Genomic DNA, 19,530 nt, shown 5'->3' on the forward strand with positions numbered 1-19,530 from the left:
AGCCCGTACGTTTGTACAGGCTCTTATCTGAAATGATGGCGGTGAGGGGGGGATTCGAACCCCCGATACGTTGCCGTATACACACTTTCCAGGCGTGCTCCTTCAGCCACTCGGACACCTCACCACATTGTTTTCCCGATGTTGTCGGGACGGGCGCTAATGTAGGGAAAACCGCTAACGCCGTCAATCATCTTTTGCAATAAATCAGCGCGTTTAGACAAACTTCAAACAACATGCTTCTTAAACGTTCTGAAATCGCTTTTTTTCTCGTCATGGCACTTTCTGCGCGCCGCGCGGAAGAAATTTGTTATGCTGCTAACCCTTATAAATCATACACAACAGCTCCGCGGACCATGCGGAGACAACACATTTAACGCCGGAGTTGATATGGACATTCTCTTTTATCACCCCTCGTTTGATAGCCACGACTGGATTAGCGCCCTGAGCGATGCCTTGCCCCAGGCAAATGTCCGTGTCTGGGGCGCGGGCGATAACGCACCCGCAGATTATGCGCTGGTATGGCATCCTCCGGTTGAGATGCTGAGAGGACGCGCATTAAAAGGGGTCTTTACGCTTGGGGCCGGGGTGGATGCCATTCTCAGTCAGCTTAAAAACCATCCGGACATGCTGGCAGAAACAATCCCGCTATTTCGCCTGGAAGATACGGGTATGGGACTGCAAATGCAGGAGTATGCCGTAAGCCAGGTGTTGCACTGGTTCCGTCGATTTGACGACTACCAAATCCTGAAACAGCAAGCCACATGGCAGCCGCTGGAAGAGTATGAGCGAGACGACTTCAATGTGGGTATTCTTGGTGCGGGCGTTCTGGGTGCCAAAGTGGCTGAAAGCCTTCTGCCATGGGGATTCCCGCTACGTAGCTGGAGCCGTAGCCGCAAGTCGCTCCCCGGTGTAAAGAGTTTTGCCGGAAATTCGGAGTTGAGTGCTTTTCTGCACGGTACGCGCGTGTTGATTAACCTGCTGCCTAATACGCCGGAAACAGCAGGAATCATCAATCAGTCCTTGCTCAATCAACTGGCTGATGGGAGTTACGTGATGAACCTGGCACGTGGTGTTCATGTGGTGGAAAGTGATCTGCTCCTCGCGCTTAAGAATGGAAAAGTGAAAGGGGCGATGCTGGATGTTTTCCATCAGGAGCCGTTACCGCAGGATAATGTGCTATGGGCGCACCCGCGCGTTGGCATTACCCCGCATATGGCGGCAACGACCCGAAAAACGGAAGCCGTTGCTTTTATTAGCCATACCATTCGTCAGTTGGAGCGTGGCGAGCCGGTCACTGGCAGGGTCGACAGGCAGCGCGGTTACTGACAGCAGCCCGGCGACGCCGGGTTTTGTCATTAAAATAGACCACGATAACTGCTATCCTTGCAGAAATAACTACAGGAGTGAGCCATGTATCCCGTTGACCTGCATATGCATACCGTCGCCAGCACCCACGCTTACAGTACGCTGCATGACTATATTGCCGAAGCCAAACGCAAAGGCATTAAACTGTTTGCCATTACCGATCACGGTCCCGATATGGCAGATGCGCCGCACTACTGGCACTTCGTCAATATGCGTATCTGGCCAAGGCTGGTGGAGGGTGTGGGGATCCTGCGCGGTATTGAGGCCAACATCAAAAACGTCGAGGGTGACATCGACTGCACCGGACCAATACTGACTTCGTTGGATCTGATCATTGCCGGATTTCATGAGCCGGTTTTTCCGCCACAGGATGAAGCGACACATACCCGGGCGATGATCGCCACCATGGCGAGCGGCAACGTGCATATTATTAGCCATCCTGGTAACCCGAAGTTCCCGGTGGATATCCCGGCCATTGCTGCCGCTGCGGCGAAATATCAGGTCGCGCTGGAAATTAATAACTCCTCGTTTATCCACTCACGTAAGGGAAGTGAAGCAAACTGCCGCGCAGTGGCGGCGGCTGTCCGTGATGCGGGCGGTTGGGTAGCGTTGGGATCGGATTCGCATACCGCATTCACATTAGGTGACTTTAGCGAGTGCCGAAAAATTCTTGATGAGGTCGACTTCCCGGAAGACCGAATCCTGAATGTCTCTCCTCGCCGCCTGCTGAATTTCCTCGAATCCCGCGGCATGGCACCTATTACTGAATTTGAAGAACTTTAATACTGACTGGAATAACTGAATGAACGAATTTTCAATCCTCTGCCGCGTGCTCGGCTCGCTGTTTTATCGCCAGCCGCAAGATCCGCTGCTGGTGCCGCTGTATACCCTGATCCGTGAGGGGAAACTGGCGGAAAGCTGGCCGCTGGAGCAGGACGAATTACTGGAACGCTTGCAAAAAAACTGTGACGCGCAGGCGCTGGCGGCAGATTACAACGCGCTGTTCGTGGGTGATGAATGCCGTGTTTCACCGTTTCGCAGCGCGTGGGTTGAAGGCGCGACGGAGGCTGAAATTCGTTCCTTCTTATCCAGTCGCGGCATGCCACTGACGGATGTGCCTGCCGATCATATTGGCACCTTGCTGCTGGCGGCTTCCTGGCTGGAAGATCAATCAGCAGAAGATGAGAGCGAAGCGCTGGAAACTCTGTTTGCCGACTATTTGCTGCCCTGGTGCGGTACCTTCTTCGGTAAAGTCGAAGCCCATGCCACTACACCGTTCTGGCGTACCATGGCGCCGCTGGCCCGTGATGCTATCGCCGCCATGTGGGATGAGCTGCAGGAAGAGTCAGAAGAATAAAGCGTGATTATTGTCACGCTTTTAATGCAACAGAATGATTTCTGTTTCAAATAATCTGATTGCTATCACATAAAGAGGGCGCGTATCTGCTATGATGCGCGCCATGAACATACTCTTTTCTCTTGCACTGACGACCGGGATCCTCTCTGGCTTGTGGGGCTGGGTGGCTGTTTCACTTGGCTTACTGAGCTGGGCCGGTTTTCTTGGTTGTACCGCGTACTTCGCTTGCCCGCAGGGTGGCGTGAAGGGGTTGCTGATCTCTGCTTGTACCCTAATGAGCGGAGTGGTCTGGGCACAGGTGATTATTCACGGCGCAGCGCTGGCACCGCATTTTGAGATCGTCGGGTATATGATGACCGGTATTGTCGCCTTCTTAATGTGCATACAGGCGAAAAGTGTTCTGCTCTCGTTTGTGCCTGGCACGTTTATTGGCGCTTGTACCTCGTTTGCGGGGCAGGGCGACTGGCGACTGGTTGTGCCTTCGTTGGCGGTTGGGCTGTTATTTGGCTATGCCATGAAAAACAGCGGACTGTGGCTGGCATCACGGCGTGCGGCGCTGTTGTCTTCAGAAAAAAATCCTTTATAAATGCAAATCACGAGTCTTTTCGTGTTATTACGCATCATTTCCGCAGCTTAGCTTAAATTTGCACAAACACTGGTTTTAAAACGTTCGCCGCTGTGCCATTTTAATCCTGGTCATACCAGTATATGAGGTGGTTTCAAAGGTGAATAGGCGGCTTTTCAACGTGTATATATTGGCTCTCGCTGGCATCTTTCTTGCCGCCTCTGCTGCGTCTGCAACAATGGTTAACGATGGATCACTCCTGCTACGCGGTAAGATTGTTGAGGGCGGCTGTAATATGAAGACAGTCAGCCATACGCTGACGATTGCCTGCCCGCGTGATGGTGTGGAAGATAATCAGCGTATCGATTTTAAGACGCGCACCACACAGGTCCAGGGCGCTTCGCAACTCGCCAATGTGCAGGTTCGTTACCTCAATACGCCATATTCTAAAGTGCTGGTTGGCGTTTCCTATAACTGATTGCATGGACGGGTTCCGCCATTTCCTGTTAGCCAGGATACACTTAATGATGTTCAAGGGGCGACAGTCTGAAGGGGACGAATATGCAGCCACGTATACAGGTGATCCAGGGGGATATCACAACCCTGGATGTTGATGTGATAGTCAATGCGGCAAACTCATCGTTACTGGGTGGGGGCGGAGTGGATGGTGCGATCCATCGCGCTGCCGGCCCGGCACTAATGGAAGCGTGTAAACAAGTCCGGCAGCAGCAAGGCGAATGTCCGCCCGGGCATGCGGTGATCACTACGGCGGGAAATTTGCGCGCCAAAGCGGTGATTCATACGGTTGGTCCCGTCTGGAGAGGCGGCGATGAACATGAAGCCCGGTTACTGGAAGACGCTTATCGGAATTCGCTGCAGCTGGCCGAAGCCAATGGTTACACCACCATCGCCTTTCCGGCGATTAGCACTGGCGTTTATGGCTACCCAAAAGCGGCGGCAGCCGAAATTGCCGTGAATACGGTTTCTGACTACCTCATCCGACGCCTTCAGTTGCAGCACGTCTGGTTTGTCTGCTTTGATGACGAAAACACCCATCTCTATCAGCGCCTCATAACCCAACTGGGCGACCAGCCCACGGGGTAAACCCGGAGCGACTGCGCACCGGAGCAGGCAGCCGGTTATCGGGTTGAAACCTGAGGCTGCCCGTCCGTAACCTGGGGTTTGCCAGAAAAAAGGAACCGCAGCAGCGGAATGCGCAGATGCACTTCATACAGCAGAATAGCGATGCCGACCACAAACACCAGCCCGGTAATAAAACCTAACAGGTTGGACTGAATATGCGGGGTTATCCACGCGCCGAACAGCAGCGTCAGCGGGTGGTGTACCAGGTAAATAAACAGTGAAGCGTTAACGAAGTAGGTGACACGCGCCGACTGGAAATTCAGTAACCGGTGACCCAGCGAAAAGACTACATTCACCATCCACAGCCCCAGCAGCATGGTAATTACGGCTTCGTTTTCATACATCCAGCCCTCTCCGCTGCCGTAGCGTTGATTAAGCAAATAGGCGGAAAATGCCAACAGCGAACCGACTGCACACCCAATTGATGGGGTAGTAAACAAGGTTTTCAGCCGCGGATTAATGAAGGTTAACGCGCCCAGAAGGAAAAAGGGGATGTAGAACAGAGACTGCATCACCGTGAAATTAAATAACGCATCGCGTAATATTTCAGGCGAGATAACAAGAATAATTCGGCGGATCGCTGCCCAGATAATACCAAACAGCAGGAACCAGAGGGTCAGCTTGCCCATGGAAATAGAACCTAAAAAGCGTTCGGCATTGTTTTTTATTTTTTTAAACAACCACATGCTTACGGTCGTTAATATGACGAGCACCAGCAAGAACCATAAATGGGAAATCAGCTCCCACGCAAGGGTGTTGAATTTGTCATAAGTCGAAAGGGTATGCCATTCGCTGGTTTTGTCTTTCACATATTGCAACATAATAAATTGCGGCAAGGTGAGAAGCGGAATAGCAGTTAGCATCGGGATCCCGACACGTTCAACGCGCACTGTCCACCAGCGTTTCATCGGGTAACGCAGATAAAGCATGTATGAAAAATAACCGGAAATCACGAAAAACACCTGCATGCGAAACGCATGTATGGCGTCATTGAACAGCGTCAGCCACCATGATGGATAGGCGCTGTTGACATGCCACATATGGCTGGAATAGATCAGCGATATGTGGAAAGGGATCCCAAGCAGCATCAGCCATGCGCGTATGGAATCAAGGAAATATTCACGTTGTGCAGGGGCTTTGGTCATAGCGCTCTGTCCATTCTCAGACTTTTCGTCTTATCCATAAGACAAATAATGATTACATTCGAAAGTAACCCTACACTATGACTACGAAGCTGTCTCCAGGATAGCTCGCAAAACGATAAAGGATTAGTTTTATTTGCTTATTCGCTGCGCTCGCATACAGAACAATGCGGGGATTCAGTTGTCGGATTGCTTGAGTTTCCATTAAAATGGATCGGATCGATTTAAGCACACAAAGGGGGAAGTGCTTAGTTATTATGAAACCTAAATTACGAATGATGAAAATGCGTTGGGTAGGTGCAGCTGTACTGTTGTCACTTTATACGTCATCTGGCTGGGCTTTTTCTATTGATGATGTCGCAAAACAGGCACAATCTCTGGCCTCTAAAGGCTACGAAGCGCCCAAAAGCAACTTGCCCTCTGTGTTCCGTGAGATGAAATACGCGGACTATCAGCAGATCCAGTTTAACCATGACAAAGCCTACTGGAACGCGACCAACACCCCGTTTAAGCTTGAGTTTTATCATCAGGGTATGTACTTCGACACGCCGGTGACCATCAACGAAGTGACCAGCACCGCCGTGCGCCAAATCAAATACAGTCCGGACTATTTCAACTTCGGCAACGTTCAGCATGATAAAGACACCGTTAAAGATCTGGGTTTTGCCGGTTTTAAAGTGCTTTACCCGATCAACAGCAAAGACAAAAACGATGAAATTGTCAGCATGCTGGGTGCAAGCTACTTCCGCGTAATTGGCGCAGGACAGGTCTATGGCCTTTCCGCGCGCGGTCTGGCGATCGATACAGCACTGCCTTCCGGCGAGGAGTTCCCACGCTTTCGCGAGTTCTGGATCGAACGTCCTAAACCGACCGATAAACGCCTGACGATTTATGCGTTGCTGGATTCGCCGCGCGCCACAGGGGCGTATCGTTTCGTGATCATTCCTGGCCGTGACAGCGTGGTCGACGTTCAGTCTAAAGTCTACCTGCGTGATAAAGTCGGCAAACTGGGCGTGGCACCGCTGACCAGTATGTTCCTGTTCGGGCCGACGCAACCGTCATCGGCGACAAACTACCGTCCTGAGCTGCACGACTCTAACGGCTTGTCGATGCTGGCAGGCAATGGCGAGTGGATTTGGCGTCCGCTGAACAATCCGAAACATTTGGCTGTCAGCAGCTATGCCATGGAAAACCCGCAGGGCTTTGGCCTGTTGCAGCGTGGGCGTCAGTTCTCCCGTTTTGAAGATATTGATGACCGCTACGATCTGCGCCCGAGCGCGTGGGTCACGCCGAAAGGCGAGTGGGGCAAAGGCAAAGTTGAACTGGTTGAAATTCCAACCAACGATGAAACCAACGATAATATCGTCGCTTACTGGACCCCGGACCAACTGCCGGAACCCGGTAAAGAGATGAACTTCAAGTACACCATCACCTTTAGCCGTGACGAAGATAAACTGCATGCGCCAGATAACGCATGGGTTCTGCAGACGCGTCGCTCTACCGGCGATGTTAAGCAGTCGAATCTTATCCGTCAGCCAGACGGTACCCTCGCGTTCGTGGTAGATTTCACCGGCCAGGATATGAAAAAACTGCCGAAGGAAACCCCTGTCACAGCGCAAGCCAGCATTGGCGATAACGGTGAAATCGTAGAAAACACCGTTCGTTATAACCCGGTTACGCAAGGTTGGCGTTTGATGCTGCGCGTGAAAGTGAAAGATCCGAAGAAAACGACGGATATGCGCGCAGCGCTGGTCAATGCCGATCAGACCCTGAGTGAAACCTGGAGCTATCAGCTACCTGCCAATGAATAAGACAATCGAGTATATCGACGCGCTGCCGCTCACGGATGCGGAAAAGGCAGCGCTGCCGAAAGAGAGTATCCAGAGTGTGCATAAGGCGCTGGATACCGGGCACACGGACTGGAAACGTGAAGATGACACGCCGTTAGGATCTGTCGAGGCGCGTCTGCAAGGCAGCTGGCCGGATGCGCTGGCGGAAGGTCAGTTGTTAAAAGATGACGAAGGTCGTGCCCAGCTGCAGGCCATGCCGAAGGCGAAGCGCTCTTCTATGTTCCCGGATCCCTGGCGTACTAACCCTCTTGGGCGTTTTTGGGATCGTCTGCGTGGGCGCGAAGTGGCGCCGCGCTACCTTGCGCGTCTGACCAAAGAAGAGCAGGTTCAGGAGCAGAAGTGGCGTACCGTCGGCTCCATCCGTCGTTACATCTTGTTGCTGCTGACGCTGGCGCAGACCGTGGTCGCCACCTGGTATATGAAAACCATTCTGCCGTATCAGGGCTGGGCGTTAATCACGCCGACCGATATGGCGGGCCAGGATCTGTGGGTTTCGTTTATGCAGCTGCTGCCTTATGTGCTGCAAACCGGCATCCTGATCCTTTTTGCTGTTCTGTTCTGCTGGGTATCGGCAGGTTTCTGGACGGCGCTGATGGGCTTTCTGCAGCTGTTGATTGGTCGTGATAAATACAGTATCTCGGCCTCGACAGTTGGCGATGAACCGCTGAACCCGGAACACCGTACTGCGCTCATCATGCCAATTTGTAACGAAGACGTAGATCGCGTTTTCGCAGGCTTGCGCGCAACCTGGGAATCCGTAAAAGCCACCGGGCAGCAACAGCACTTCGACGTGTATATCCTGAGCGATAGCTACAACCCGGATATCTGCGTGGCTGAACAAAAAGCCTGGATGGAACTGATTGCGGAAGTGCAGGGGGAAGGGCAGATCTTCTATCGCCGCCGCCGCCGCCGCGTGAAACGTAAGAGCGGCAACATTGATGACTTCTGCCGCCGTTGGGGCAGCCAGTACAGTTATATGGTCGTGCTGGATGCGGACTCCGTCATGAGCGGCGAGTGTCTGACGGGCCTGGTGCGTCTGATGGAAGCGAACCCGAATGCCGGGATCATTCAGTCTTCGCCGAAAGCGTCTGGGATGGACACCCTTTATGCGCGTTGCCAGCAGTTCGCAACCCGCGTGTATGGACCGCTGTTCACTGCCGGCCTGCATTTTTGGCAGTTGGGGGAATCCCACTACTGGGGGCATAACGCTATCATCCGCGTGAAACCTTTCATTGAGCACTGCGCGCTTGCGCCGTTGCCGGGTGAGGGGTCGTTTGCCGGCTCTATTCTGTCGCATGACTTTGTGGAAGCTGCATTAATGCGCCGTGCTGGTTGGGGGGTGTGGATCGCCTATGATCTGCCAGGCTCGTATGAAGAGCTGCCGCCAAACCTGCTGGATGAACTGAAACGCGACCGCCGCTGGTGCCACGGTAACCTGATGAACTTCCGTCTGTTCCTGGTGAAAGGGATGCACCCGGTGCACCGGGCGGTGTTCCTCACCGGCGTGATGTCCTATTTGTCTGCGCCGCTGTGGTTTATGTTCCTCGCGCTGTCAACGGCCTTGCAGGTAGTACATGCACTGACGGAACCGCAGTACTTTCTGCAACCGCGTCAGTTGTTCCCGGTGTGGCCACAGTGGCGTCCGGAGCTGGCGATAGCGCTTTTCGCATCGACTATGGTCCTGCTGTTTCTGCCGAAGTTGCTGAGTATTATTCTGGTCTGGTGCAAAGGGCCGAAAGAGTACGGCGGCTTCTTCCGGGTGACTCTCTCGCTGTTGCTTGAAGTTCTGTTCTCGGTACTGCTGGCACCGGTGCGTATGCTATTCCACACGGTGTTTGTGGTCAGTGCATTCCTTGGCTGGGAAGTGGTCTGGAACTCGCCGCAACGTGATGATGACTCCACACCGTGGGGCGAAGCGTTTATGCGCCACGGTTCGCAGTTATTGCTCGGGTTGGTGTGGGCAGTAGGGATGGCCTGGCTGGATTTGCGTTTCCTGTTCTGGCTTGCGCCGATTGTCTTCTCGCTGATCCTGTCGCCGTTTGTATCAGTGATTTCCAGCCGTGCGACGACCGGTTTGCGCACCAAGCGGATGAAACTGTTCCTGATCCCGGAAGAGTATTCACCGCCGGAAGTGCTGGTGGCGACGGACAAATATCTGGAGCTGAACCGCTCTCGCTCGCTGGAGGACGGCTTCATGCATGCAGTGTTTAACCCGTCCTTTAACGCGCTGGCGACGGCAATGGCCACCGCGCGTCACCGTGCGAGCCATGTCCTGGAAATTGCCCGCGATCGTCACGTTGAGCAGGCGCTGAATGAAACGCCAGAAAAGCTGAATCGCGATCGTCGTCTGGTCCTGCTCAGCGATCCGGTCACGCTTTCACGCCTGCATTACCGTGTGTGGTCGGCCCCGGAGCGATACCTCTCCTGGGTGAGCTACTACGAAACGCTGAAGCTTAATCCGCTGGCGTTAAAGGCGAAGTAAGCCGACATTAAGGAAAATACCGGCCACAGGCCGGTATTTTTTTACCCATGCAACATAGCTGAGGTGGCAGGTGAGGATTGTTTTGATTGTTATAATGGCGTGCGTATTGAGCGGTTGCGGGAGCATTATCAGCCGCACCATACCCGGGCAGGGCCATGGAAATCAGTACTACCCGGGTGTGCAATGGGATGTTCGTGACTCAGCCTGGCGCTATATTACTGTACTGGATCTGCCGTTTTCGCTGGTTTTCGACACCCTCTTGCTGCCGATAGATGCCAATCATGGCCCGTATGAGTAATCAGCGCTCATCCCACTCGTCAGCGGCGGTTTGCCCCTCTTCGGTATCGAGTGGGGGCTCCAGCTGGAATTCCCCTTCGTCCCATTCATGCAACGTATTTTCTTCCTGCCACTCCTGGGTGATTTCGATTTCATCATAATCACCATCAAACACACTCTGCGCCGCTTCGCCACTGAGCATGGGCAAACACTCTCCCGGTTCTTCCTCGTTGGCAAAAAATTCTGCCTGCCATGCAATATCGCCATCCTGCAGAATGTACTTTTGCACATTAAACTGCTGCACATTCACGTCTTCTTCATCCAGTTCAGGATTAGTTGCGAGAAACTCCTCACGGGCAGCGTCAATCGCTTCAGACAATGTCGAATAAAAATTCAGGTTAGGTTCGGCCATATCAGACTCCTTTGCATGGAAGAAAAAAGACATGCAGAAATCTATAGACGCTGACACTGACAGCGTCAAATCGCTAACAATGTTATCTGTGATTTCAGGAGAATAGTGATGATGAGAAGAGTCGGTGGCGGAAGGTTGGCGTACTGCTAAACGCACAGTACGCCCCACTATTTAGTGGCTGATTTTCGCCCCGGCCTCTTGCAGAATGGCCGGCCCTTCTGCGACCTCAATTTTTAGCCCGGTCGTTGCCAGTTCCGCATTGCGTACACGGATACCGCGTTCCGCCGCGATATTAACATTGCTGAAATGGAAACCGCTTAGCGGCGCTTCCGGCGTGCCAATGATAAACGCTGCGGCTTTGCTCTTACCGGTTGAGGTCAGGTTCTCAACAGTAATATTGCTAAAGTGTGGGGTAGTGTGTTTATCGAAAGGCTGCTTTGCATCACTGTCTGGCGGATAAATCTGCTCACCAAGCGTAAAACCTCCGGCTTTGAGCATTTTATCCACTTCGTCCTGCACAATGGGCGCCGCTTTGTAATAGGCCGAAAACACCAGCGGCACTTCAACGTCATGCAGAGTGGTATTGCGGTAGGTCACATTCTTTACCTCACCGCCTTTTCCGCGAGGGCTTTTAATCCGGATACCGTACATCGAACCCTCAAACGTATTGTTTTCTACCAGCACATTATTAACGCCACCGGCACTTTCACTACCGATGGAGATACCGCGCCCCTGTTTGAGGGTATTGTTGGCGATATAGATGTTATCGACAACGCCGTCCGGGAAGCGACTGTCCGGTTTCTCGGCCTTAATGGCGATATGGTCGTCATTACAGTCGATATAGTTATTGGTAATACGAATGTTCTGGCTATCAATCGGATCGATGGCGTCAGTATTCGGCGCATGCCAGGGCGATAAAATGCGCGTGTTGTTGATATCGATATCGTGGGAGTAGCGCATCACAATATGAAAACTGGGGGAGTGTGTCAGTGTGATCCCGTCAACGAGTACATTGCTGGACTGGCGAATATAGACCAGGCGCGGCCTGTCGGTGCCGCCTTTTTTACCCGTCGCGCGAATGTTTTCGCGCCAGCGCTCCCACCAGACCGCCCCCTGGCCGTCGATGGTCCCTTCACCCGTAATGGCAACATTATGGGCATTCGCGATGCTAATAAACGGCAGCCAGCCATTCTCCGCTTCAGCGTACTTCGTCTGCTCACTGGCGCGATAGGCGTCAATCTCGGTGGAGGCAACAAGCGTGGCATCTTTTTCCAGCTTTAACTGCACGTTGCTTTTCAGAAATAGCGGATTTGTCAGGTAGTTACCCCGCGGAACCCGGACTGTGCCGCCGCCGGCCTGGGCGCAATCATCAATGGCCCGCTGAATTGCAGACGTATTAAGATCGATTTGCAAACGGTGACCTTCCGCGCCGTATTGTGTGATATCACAAATTTTTTCCGGGAAGGCCACGTTGCTGGCGGCGAAACTCGTGCTGAGGGGAGAGAGGGTCACCACGCTGGTCGCGAGGCATGAGAGCAGGATCCGTTGTCGCATAGAAACTCCGTATTGAAATGGTGTTTCTAAAAAATAACACTGTTAGTTCTTTTCTGTGCGGTTGACTTCACGCTTTGCAGATTATGGTTCATTTGCCTGAAAGGTTGGCATTTTTTTGTGCAACAGAACGGGTGTGTTTCGGGCGCATGTCCATTGCCATATTCTTACTCATCTGCCTGGACGGGCGCGCGCGGGGATCTTTTCTCGTTCTGACTCACCACGCGGCGTGCCGGACGTTGCAAACTAAACCATGAGTAGACAGCATTAAACAGCACCACGGCTGCGGTGACGCAGAACACCGCGCGGAAACTGTAGCTGGCAGAAACCGCTGCACCAATCAGCGGCCCGGTCACGTTGCCGATATCGCGGAAAGACTGGTTATAGCTGAAAATGCGCCCGGCTATCTGATTGGTGGAGTTGTACACCAGCAGCGTCTGCACCGCAGGCAGTAAAGCGCCGTCCGCAGCGCCGAGCAGAAAACGCAGGATGCCGAGCTGCAATGGCGTTTGCACCAGCGACATGGGGATCAGCAACAGGACGGAAATGACCAGCGCCGCGATCAGGATCTTCTCGGGACCAATCCTGTCGCCCAGTTTACCCAGCCGCGGCGCGCTGAGCAGCGCCGCAACCCCAGGTACAGAAGCAATCATGCCGCTAATAAATGCAATATTACTGACGTTGCCTGCCAGTTCACGTACATACAGCGTCAGGATCGGTGCAATCGAACCGGTGGCAACCTGAATAATCATGGTCGTAACAAACAGACCGAGCACCAGTTTCGGGCTTTTTAGCGAGGCGAAGACCTCTTTGGCATGCAGCATCTCGCGTTTCGGCACCGGGACGAAGTTTTCCCGGATGGCGAACAGGGTTAACAGGAAACAGATAAACAGTACCGTGGCAGTAATAAAGAAGACCATGCGTAGGCCCCAGGCATCTGCCAGCAGACCGCCAGCCAGCGGGCCAAGAAGCGCACCCGCCACGCCGCCGGTAGAGAGTGTCCCTAACGCCCAGCCGCTTTTGTTGCGCGGCATTTGCGTTGCGATCAGCGCGTTAGCATTGGGAATAAAGCCGCCTAACAGGCCCAGCAATGCACGAAGAATCAGTAGTTGCCAGACGTTTTGCGCGACGCCCATCAACGCCATAGCGATGGCCATCCCGAGAGCAGAGCGGAGCAACATGATTTTCCGGCCTTTACGGTCGGCAAGCCCACCCCAGAAGGGTGAAGCGAAGGCGGAAAAGAGGAATGTGATGCTGAATACCAGCCCGGACCATATATTGAGCGCGCCGTGCCCGGTAACTCCCAGCTGTTCAACATACAGCGGCAAAAACGGCATCACGAGGCTGAAGGCCGCCCCCGTAAGGAAGCACCCAAGCCAGACAACCGTAAGATTGCGTTTCCAGTTTATCGGGACATCAGAGGATGGCATAACTTTCCGTAACAGCGCACGTGCGACGCAGAGAGTGATTAGACTATTCGTAAGCCTGCTAATTATGCGCCCGGGTTACAGATGCTGCAATCGATCGCGGACCTTATGTGTGACAAAAAGAAAACAACCCGCAATGCGGGTTGTCAGGGGTCAGTAGAGGAATGGCTCGCCTTCCGGGCGCGTTTTAAAGCGCCGGTGCAGCCACATATACTGCTCTGGTGCCATCATAATGCAGCGCTCGACAACGCGATTCATCCACGCCGCAGTGGTTTCCGCATCATCCAGTGGCGGAGAACATTCAGCTTCCAGCATGATCAGTTCATATCCTTTTCCATCCGGTTTACGGCGCGGAACAAAAGGAACAATGCAGGCTTGCGACATACGGGCCAGCATCCATGTACCGGAAGTGGAAGCTGCCTGCTTAACGGCAAAAAAAGGCGCAAACACACTGGCACGCGGGCCGTAATCATGGTCTGGCGCATACCAGACGACTTCGCCACCCTTCAATGCACGGATCATCCCTTTCAGGTCTTTACGATCGATCATGCTTTTGTTGGAGCGCATACGCCCGCGAGTTTGCAGCCAGTCAATAAGCGGATTGTCATTTGGCCGATATACTCCAATGCCTGGCTCATTCAGGCCAAACATGCGGGCACCGATTTCCAGCGTCAAAAAGTGCACGCCAATCAATAAAATGCCGCGGCCCTGCGCCTGTACATTACGCACATGCTCGAAGCCGGAAACCTCCATCCACTTATTCATGCGGCGATCGGACCAAAACCAGGCGATGCCCGTCTCCATCACGCCCATACCAACGGACTCGAAATTATCCGCCACCATCTTCTCGCGTTCTGTGTCGTTCATCTGCGGGAAGCAGAGTTCCAGATTGCGCCGTGCGATCTCTACGCGGCGCTTCATCACCAGTTTAGCCAGACGGCCCAGACCGCAACCAAGGCGATAAATCACCGGATAGGGAAGCTGAACGACCAGCCACAGCACACCGATCCCCAGCCAGGTGAGCCAGTGGCGCGGATGCACGAGTGCTGCGGAAAACTTGGGTAAATGCGTCATAGTTGTCCTTTTTTAAGCAACAATTACCTGTATTATCTCATTTTTTTGAAATTAACCAAAATCAGAGCGCACATTACGCCTGTTTTGCGGGTAACTGTTGAAATGACGTGATAAGAATGAGGGAAAATGTAGCGCAAAATGTAAGGATGTAAATTATCCGTATTTGCTTTATGATGCCGCCGTTTTTCTACTCTTGCAGGATACGTACACCATGCCAGTGTTACACAACCGCATCTCTAATGATGAATTAAAAGCCCGCATGCTTGCGGAGACTGAGCCGCGCATCACCGTCTCGTTTTATAAGTATTTCTCCATTGTTAACCCGCAGACCACCCGCGATGCGCTGTATCAGGCATTTAACCGGCTGAGTGTGTTTGGCCGCGTCTACCTGGCGCACGAAGGGATTAATGCGCAAATCAGCGTGCCGGAGAGTCGTTTTGCCGCGTTCCGCGATTTTTTGTATGGCTTCGACCCGGCACTGGACGGCTTACGCCTGAACATCGCCATTGATGACGACGGTAAATCATTCTGGGTATTGCGCATGAAAGTGCGCGATAGGATCGTGGCGGACGGTATCGAAGACGCGAGTTTCGATGCCAGCGATGTCGGTGACTATCTGAAAGCAGCGGAAGTGAATGCGATGCTGGACGATCCCGAAGCGATTTTTATCGATATGCGTAACCACTACGAATACGAAGTGGGGCATTTTGATGGTGCGCTGGAGATCCCCGCCGATACTTTCCGCGAGCAACTGCCGAAAGCGGTAGAGATGATGCAGGAGCATAAAGATAAGAAGATTGTGATGTACTGTACTGGCGGCATCCGCTGTGAAAAAGCCAGCGCCTGGATGAAGCACAACGGTTTCAATAAAGTGTGGCACATTGAAGGCGGGATCATTGAATACGCACGCCGTGCCCGTGAACAAGGGTTGCCGGTACGCTTTATTGGTAAAAACTTTGTCTTTGACGAGCGGATGGGTGAGCGTATTTCACAGGATGTGATCGCACATTGCCACCAGTGTGGCACCCCCTGCGATTCCCATACCAATTGTCTGAATGATGGCTGCCATCTGCTGTTTATTCAGTGTCCGGCGTGTGCCGAGAAGTTTCACGGTTGCTGCAGTGAGCTGTGCAAAGAAGAGCGCGAATTGCCGGAAGAAGAGCAGCGTAAACGCCGTGCCGGGCGTGAGAATGGCAATAAGATTTTTAACAAATCCCGTGGCCGCCTGAACACAAAATTGGGCATACCCGACCCGGAATAAGTCAAACAGGAGAGGGCAAACCCTCTCCTGGTGCTATTATTTCTGACGTACACCTTCCACCGAAATAATTAATTCAACATCCTGCGATGCCGGTCCAAGATCGGTCGTAATGTTAAAGTCTTTAAGTTTGATTTTCCCCGCCGCTTCAAAACCAGCGCGCACACCGCCCCATGGATCGTTGCCCTGACCAATCAGTTTTGCATTAAGCGTAACCGGTTTAGTGACGCCATTCAGTGTCAGGTTGCCGGTTATATCCAGCCCATCACCGTTCTTTTTCACCTCGCTGGACGTGAATGTGGCTTGCGGGAATTTTGCCACATTGAGGAATTCCGCACTGCGCAAATGCTTGTCACGCTCAGCGTGATTGGTATCGACGCTGTTGGTGTTGATGGTCACATTCACTTTATCCGCCGTCGGGTTGGCTTCATCGAAGCTGAACGTGCCATCAAAATCTTTAAACGTACCGTACAACCAGCTATAGCCCAGATGCTGAATACGGAAATTCACGAAGGCGTGCTGCCCTTCCTTATCAATTTTATAATCTGCCGCCACAGCAGAACCGGTGGCAAAAAGCAGCGATGCGAGAGCGAGTCCCGGCAGGATTTTCTTCATATTATGCTCCAGAGTCAGGTGACGATTTTCCCAGCATGCGCTTGAGAGTGGCGTCTTTATCGATGAAGTGGTGTTTAAAAGCGGCAAGGCCATGCAGCACAGAGAGCACAACGACACTCCAGGCCAGCCACAGGTGAACAGTACCGGCCAGATCGGCCTGTGAGCCGGCATCGGCAAAAGTTGCCGGTACCTCAAACAGACCAAACACGCTGATAGGTTTACCGTCGGCTGTCGAGATGAGATAGCCGCTGAAAATGATGCCGAGCAGCAACAGATAGAGCGCAATATGCGCCATCACTGCGCCCATGCGCGTCAGGCGTGAATAGGTCGAGAGCGGCGGTGGTGGCGGAGAAAGAAAACGCCACAGGATGCGGATAACCAGGCCCAGCATTAGCAGAACGCCAATGCTTTTATGTAACTCCGGCGCCTGGTGATACCAGCCGTCGTAATAGCTTAATGTCACCATCCATAAACCCAGAGCAAACATGCCGTAAACAACCACAGCGACCAGCCAGTGGAGGGCAACAGAAATAGCACCATAGCGAAATGGGGTATTACGCAATTGCATAGTGGTTAACCGAAGTTAATAGCGAGTTAATTTAAAATGGCGTGAGATAAATAAGATTGCAACTCAAAATTAGCAAATAAGAATGATATTTTTTCTATATCATAATTTTTGAATGATAAGAACAATCTATGTTCAGGTTATTAGAGGGGTGATAGCAAAAAAACCAAGTGAAATAAGGATTTTCTTAATTTTAAGAGGTTCAAATATACTGTCATGAAATTGACTCTGTTAAAGACGATGTCAAGTTTTGTCAATTTTTACTGCAATGAGATGACAATGTAGATAATATCGATGGCTGCAATCAATAACCACAATACAATATATGCCATTAAATGTTCACGGACGTTATTAACTACGTAATGAAAAAGACGGCGCATACGCGCTCCGGAATTGCAAAATAAAGCGGCCTTATAATAAGGCCGCGAAAAGAAAATCACGCAAAACGTGAAAGCGAAAAAGGCGTTAAATCAAATGCGGTTTTTTCACCTTGCGCAAAGGCAACGGCAATTTCGCCCAGCACAGGAGCAAATTTAAATCCGTGGCCACTAAGGCCTGTGATGATCAGAGTGTCCGGGTGTTCCGCAAGCGTATCAATAATGAAGTCTTCATCCGGCGAATTATCATAGGTGCAGGCTGCGCCGTACAGACAGCCGCCGATCCCAGGCAGAAACTGGCGCAGAAATGGGAAACACTCAGAACCATCGCTGGCGACTTCACCAAACGGTGTGCGCTGTTCGGCGCTGTCGATTGGCTGACCGCCATTATGGCGACCTATTTTCAGCTCATTCTCTTCGGCCGGGAAACCATAATATTGCGAGCCATCCGGCATTTCACCGGTAAACGCCGGAAAACGATTTTTAGTGCTATAGCGCCCGTCGGCCTGGAACCAGGCAAAGACTTTACGGACTGGCTGTACTGGCAGCGCCGGAACCAGTTGTTTAACCCATGTCCCGGCGCTGACCAGCACTTTCTTGCCGGTGAAGGTGCCTTCAGGCGTGTCGATACTGATCCCGCCCTCGTGATGGTGTAGTGCATTTACGGGGCAGTTGAATAATTGGGCACAGCCCGCTTGTTCCGCAAGGCGGATCCAGGTTTTGATGGCCAGTTCGCTGCGCAGGACGCCTGAGTCAGCTTCAAACAGGCCTATGTAATCCTCGGGCACCCGGATCTCGGGCCAGCGCGCCATTAGCGACGGCGCATCGAGCTTTTCTAGCGCCAGTTGCCATTGTGCGGCGCTCTGTGCAACGTTAGTGAGGAACGCGGAATTAGCCGGGCCAAGATTGACAACACCGGTACGTTCAAATACCGCTTCACCACTCTCAACCGCCAGTTGCTCCCACAGTTGCTGTGCGCGCAGTACTAACGGAACATATTTTTCGCCTTCGCCGTAAGCGTGGCGAATTAAGCGTGTATCACCATGGTGACTGCCTTCTTTATGGGGCGGTAAATGCGCATCGGTCATCAGCACGTTTAACCCGGCGCGAGTGGCGTAATAACCGGCGGCAGCGCCGACGGAGCCGCTGCCGATAATAATCAGATCGTAGTTCATGTTGTTCTCCAGGCGAATGCTTTTTTCAGGAGGGTAAATAACCTGGGGGTGTTATACAAGGGCAGAAATAGAGAAGGCACCGCGAGGGTGCCTTTTGAGTGCATGAAAGCATTAATTCTAATGCCTGCGGTACTCGTCTTCCTGGTAATCGCCTGATTCTATCTTGGCAATGCCCGCTTCGAGAATCGATATAAACTGACGGGCGACATCAGTGGTTAACCATAACGTCTGGCCAACTTCAGTCTCTTCCTGAGCGGCTCTGTTTGGGGTCTGGTAGTGCAACCGGAGCATCAGTGCATCATAGCTATCAACGGTGCTGATGTCCCATCCGACCAGCGGATGGGTCTGGATGACTTCATTATTCTTTACCATCATAACCCCCATTTTGGCGTGTTTAATTAGACAACGACTTTCGAGGTTCAATGCGTGTTTTTTTTGAAGCCTTTTCAGTATACCAACAACTTTCCCTTCAGAGCGAACAAATAAACACTCTGCAACATATTTTTTGCACTCTTTTCACTTTTTTGAAGGAGAAAGCGCAATCTTGAGCATGAATTTTATGACAAACGGAAAATAAACGTAACGTGCTTAAAAAAGAAACAAAAAAAGCCGGGGCGACCCGGCAAAAAAAGCCCATCACAGGGAAAAATTAATCGGTGATAAACCAGTCGTCAGCGCTTTCCCAGGTTTCCTGCAAAATTTCGCTTATGCGATCTTTATCTTCTTTTGCGCCGCCGAGCACCGACAGATTATTTGCTGCGGCATAGCGAACCGTAATGCGATTTTCACGATCGGGATAGGAGTTGTTCAGTCGACGGGATAATTCGCCCGCCAGTGCATCAATAGCGCCCGGCGGTAAGGGTGTTGTTTTGGCGATAGTCACTTCAATGCGCATA

The 19,530-nt window shown here is 52.3% G+C and carries 21 protein-coding genes and 1 tRNA gene; 10 read left to right on the plus strand and 12 right to left on the minus strand.

What is annotated here, in order from left to right:
- Window positions 1–36: 36 nt before the first annotated feature.
- A tRNA-Ser gene (locus RTX30_RS00005) sits at window positions 37–124 on the minus strand.
- 263 nt (window positions 125–387) lie between these two features.
- Between RTX30_RS00005 and ghrA the strand changes: the two genes are divergently transcribed.
- From ghrA to ymdB, 6 genes are all read left to right on the plus strand, one after another.
- Window positions 388–1,326, plus strand: coding sequence for a glyoxylate/hydroxypyruvate reductase GhrA (ghrA, locus tag RTX30_RS00010; protein ID WP_312685589.1), 939 nt, complete (start codon window positions 388–390; stop codon window positions 1,324–1,326).
- 84 nt (window positions 1,327–1,410) lie between these two features.
- Window positions 1,411–2,148: a phosphatase gene (locus RTX30_RS00015; RefSeq protein WP_312685590.1), complete on the plus strand. Its 738-nt coding sequence runs from the start codon at window positions 1,411–1,413 to the stop codon at window positions 2,146–2,148.
- A 19-nt stretch (window positions 2,149–2,167) separates the two neighbouring features.
- Window positions 2,168–2,722, plus strand: a complete 555-nt coding sequence (locus tag RTX30_RS00020) for a molecular chaperone (RefSeq protein WP_312685591.1) — start codon at window positions 2,168–2,170, stop codon at window positions 2,720–2,722.
- Window positions 2,723–2,825: 103 nt separating this feature from the next.
- On the plus strand, window positions 2,826–3,308 hold the full coding sequence (locus RTX30_RS00025; protein ID WP_312685593.1) for a DUF1097 domain-containing protein: 483 nt from the start codon (window positions 2,826–2,828) through the stop codon (window positions 3,306–3,308).
- A 274-nt stretch (window positions 3,309–3,582) separates the two neighbouring features.
- The gene (locus RTX30_RS00030) at window positions 3,583–3,765 is read left to right on the plus strand and encodes a hypothetical protein (protein WP_312685595.1); all 183 of its coding nucleotides are present in this window, start codon (window positions 3,583–3,585) and stop codon (window positions 3,763–3,765) included.
- A gap of 83 nt (window positions 3,766–3,848) precedes the next feature.
- On the plus strand, window positions 3,849–4,391 hold the full coding sequence (ymdB, locus tag RTX30_RS00035) for an O-acetyl-ADP-ribose deacetylase (RefSeq protein ID WP_312685597.1): 543 nt from the start codon (window positions 3,849–3,851) through the stop codon (window positions 4,389–4,391).
- Between the two features lie 35 nt (window positions 4,392–4,426).
- Here the strand turns inward: ymdB and mdoC are convergent, their stop codons facing one another.
- The gene (gene mdoC, locus RTX30_RS00040; RefSeq protein WP_312685599.1) at window positions 4,427–5,575 is read right to left on the minus strand and encodes a glucans biosynthesis protein MdoC; all 1,149 of its coding nucleotides are present in this window, start codon (window positions 5,573–5,575) and stop codon (window positions 4,427–4,429) included.
- 272 nt (window positions 5,576–5,847) lie between these two features.
- On the opposite strand from mdoC, the gene mdoG reads away from it, so the two are divergent.
- The 3 genes from mdoG to RTX30_RS00055 all read left to right on the plus strand — a co-directional run bounded on the left by mdoG (window position 5,848) and on the right by RTX30_RS00055 (window position 10,202).
- The gene (gene mdoG / locus RTX30_RS00045; RefSeq protein WP_312686779.1) at window positions 5,848–7,383 is read left to right on the plus strand and encodes a glucans biosynthesis protein MdoG; all 1,536 of its coding nucleotides are present in this window, start codon (window positions 5,848–5,850) and stop codon (window positions 7,381–7,383) included.
- Window positions 7,376–9,904 (plus strand): glucans biosynthesis glucosyltransferase MdoH, encoded by a 2,529-nt coding sequence (gene mdoH / locus RTX30_RS00050; protein WP_312685601.1) that lies wholly within the window; start codon window positions 7,376–7,378, stop codon window positions 9,902–9,904. The genes mdoG and mdoH overlap by 8 nt, the downstream gene beginning before the upstream one ends.
- Window positions 9,905–9,974: 70 nt before the next feature.
- Entirely contained in the window at window positions 9,975–10,202 is a 228-nt protein-coding gene (locus tag RTX30_RS00055) for a YceK/YidQ family lipoprotein (protein WP_312685602.1), read from the plus strand.
- Here the strand turns inward: RTX30_RS00055 and RTX30_RS00060 are convergent, their stop codons facing one another.
- The 4 genes from RTX30_RS00060 to RTX30_RS00075 form a co-directional block, all read right to left on the minus strand.
- Window positions 10,203–10,577: a MysB family protein gene (locus RTX30_RS00060; protein WP_312686781.1), complete on the minus strand. Its 375-nt coding sequence runs from the start codon at window positions 10,575–10,577 to the stop codon at window positions 10,203–10,205.
- A 186-nt stretch (window positions 10,578–10,763) separates the two neighbouring features.
- Window positions 10,764–12,146 carry a glycoside hydrolase family 28 protein gene (locus RTX30_RS00065; protein ID WP_312685603.1) on the minus strand — a complete coding sequence of 461 codons (1,383 nt, stop codon included), beginning with the start codon at window positions 12,144–12,146 and terminating at the stop codon, window positions 10,764–10,766.
- A 164-nt stretch (window positions 12,147–12,310) separates the two neighbouring features.
- Window positions 12,311–13,573: a multidrug efflux MFS transporter MdtG gene (gene mdtG / locus RTX30_RS00070; RefSeq protein WP_312685604.1), complete on the minus strand. Its 1,263-nt coding sequence runs from the start codon at window positions 13,571–13,573 to the stop codon at window positions 12,311–12,313.
- 150 nt (window positions 13,574–13,723) lie between these two features.
- Window positions 13,724–14,644: a Kdo(2)-lipid IV(A) acyltransferase gene (locus RTX30_RS00075; protein ID WP_312685606.1), complete on the minus strand. Its 921-nt coding sequence runs from the start codon at window positions 14,642–14,644 to the stop codon at window positions 13,724–13,726.
- A gap of 211 nt (window positions 14,645–14,855) precedes the next feature.
- Between RTX30_RS00075 and RTX30_RS00080 the strand changes: the two genes are divergently transcribed.
- Entirely contained in the window at window positions 14,856–15,905 is a 1,050-nt protein-coding gene (locus tag RTX30_RS00080) for a rhodanese-related sulfurtransferase (RefSeq protein WP_312685608.1), read from the plus strand.
- A 36-nt stretch (window positions 15,906–15,941) separates the two neighbouring features.
- Here the strand turns inward: RTX30_RS00080 and RTX30_RS00085 are convergent, their stop codons facing one another.
- From RTX30_RS00085 to dinI, 6 genes are all read right to left on the minus strand, one after another.
- Entirely contained in the window at window positions 15,942–16,517 is a 576-nt protein-coding gene (locus RTX30_RS00085) for a YceI family protein (protein ID WP_312685610.1), read from the minus strand.
- Between the two features lies 1 nt (window position 16,518).
- Window positions 16,519–17,085: a cytochrome b gene (locus RTX30_RS00090; RefSeq protein WP_312685612.1), complete on the minus strand. Its 567-nt coding sequence runs from the start codon at window positions 17,083–17,085 to the stop codon at window positions 16,519–16,521.
- Window positions 17,086–17,342: 257 nt separating this feature from the next.
- Window positions 17,343–17,462, minus strand: a complete 120-nt coding sequence (locus RTX30_RS00095) for a YceO family protein (RefSeq protein WP_312685614.1) — start codon at window positions 17,460–17,462, stop codon at window positions 17,343–17,345.
- A gap of 56 nt (window positions 17,463–17,518) precedes the next feature.
- A complete protein-coding gene (solA, locus tag RTX30_RS00100; RefSeq protein ID WP_312685615.1) occupies window positions 17,519–18,634 on the minus strand; it encodes an N-methyl-L-tryptophan oxidase in 1,116 nt (371 codons plus the stop codon).
- Between the two features lie 117 nt (window positions 18,635–18,751).
- A complete protein-coding gene (bssS, locus tag RTX30_RS00105; RefSeq protein ID WP_017456389.1) occupies window positions 18,752–19,006 on the minus strand; it encodes a biofilm formation regulator BssS in 255 nt (84 codons plus the stop codon).
- Window positions 19,007–19,283: 277 nt separating this feature from the next.
- Window positions 19,284–19,529, minus strand: a complete 246-nt coding sequence (gene dinI, locus RTX30_RS00110; protein WP_312685617.1) for a DNA damage-inducible protein I — start codon at window positions 19,527–19,529, stop codon at window positions 19,284–19,286.
- Window position 19,530: the final 1 nt, after the last annotated feature.

Origin of the sequence: Kosakonia sp. (assembly GCF_032052965.1) — a bacterium.
Lineage (GTDB): Bacteria > Pseudomonadota > Gammaproteobacteria > Enterobacterales > Enterobacteriaceae > Kosakonia.

Coding starts and splice junctions, on each gene's coding strand:
- RTX30_RS00065 (WP_312685603.1), bottom strand. CDS start 12,146: ATGCGACAACGGATCCTGCTCTCATGCCTCGCGACCAGCGTGGTGACC.
- RTX30_RS00080 (WP_312685608.1), top strand. CDS start 14,856: ATGCCAGTGTTACACAACCGCATCTCTAATGATGAATTAAAAGCCCGC.
- RTX30_RS00030 (WP_312685595.1), top strand. CDS start 3,583: ATGAAGACAGTCAGCCATACGCTGACGATTGCCTGCCCGCGTGATGGT.
- solA (WP_312685615.1), bottom strand. CDS start 18,634: ATGAACTACGATCTGATTATTATCGGCAGCGGCTCCGTCGGCGCTGCC.
- mdoG (WP_312686779.1), top strand. CDS start 5,848: ATGATGAAAATGCGTTGGGTAGGTGCAGCTGTACTGTTGTCACTTTAT.
- bssS (WP_017456389.1), bottom strand. CDS start 19,006: ATGGTAAAGAATAATGAAGTCATCCAGACCCATCCGCTGGTCGGATGG.
- RTX30_RS00025 (WP_312685593.1), top strand. CDS start 2,826: ATGAACATACTCTTTTCTCTTGCACTGACGACCGGGATCCTCTCTGGC.
- RTX30_RS00020 (WP_312685591.1), top strand. CDS start 2,168: ATGAACGAATTTTCAATCCTCTGCCGCGTGCTCGGCTCGCTGTTTTAT.
- mdoH (WP_312685601.1), top strand. CDS start 7,376: ATGAATAAGACAATCGAGTATATCGACGCGCTGCCGCTCACGGATGCG.
- RTX30_RS00015 (WP_312685590.1), top strand. CDS start 1,411: ATGTATCCCGTTGACCTGCATATGCATACCGTCGCCAGCACCCACGCT.
- RTX30_RS00095 (WP_312685614.1), bottom strand. CDS start 17,462: ATGCGCCGTCTTTTTCATTACGTAGTTAATAACGTCCGTGAACATTTA.
- ghrA (WP_312685589.1), top strand. CDS start 388: ATGGACATTCTCTTTTATCACCCCTCGTTTGATAGCCACGACTGGATT.
- RTX30_RS00075 (WP_312685606.1), bottom strand. CDS start 14,644: ATGACGCATTTACCCAAGTTTTCCGCAGCACTCGTGCATCCGCGCCAC.
- RTX30_RS00090 (WP_312685612.1), bottom strand. CDS start 17,085: ATGCAATTGCGTAATACCCCATTTCGCTATGGTGCTATTTCTGTTGCC.
- dinI (WP_312685617.1), bottom strand. CDS start 19,529: ATGCGCATTGAAGTGACTATCGCCAAAACAACACCCTTACCGCCGGGC.
- mdtG (WP_312685604.1), bottom strand. CDS start 13,573: ATGCCATCCTCTGATGTCCCGATAAACTGGAAACGCAATCTTACGGTT.
- ymdB (WP_312685597.1), top strand. CDS start 3,849: ATGCAGCCACGTATACAGGTGATCCAGGGGGATATCACAACCCTGGAT.
- RTX30_RS00085 (WP_312685610.1), bottom strand. CDS start 16,517: ATGAAGAAAATCCTGCCGGGACTCGCTCTCGCATCGCTGCTTTTTGCC.
- mdoC (WP_312685599.1), bottom strand. CDS start 5,575: ATGACCAAAGCCCCTGCACAACGTGAATATTTCCTTGATTCCATACGC.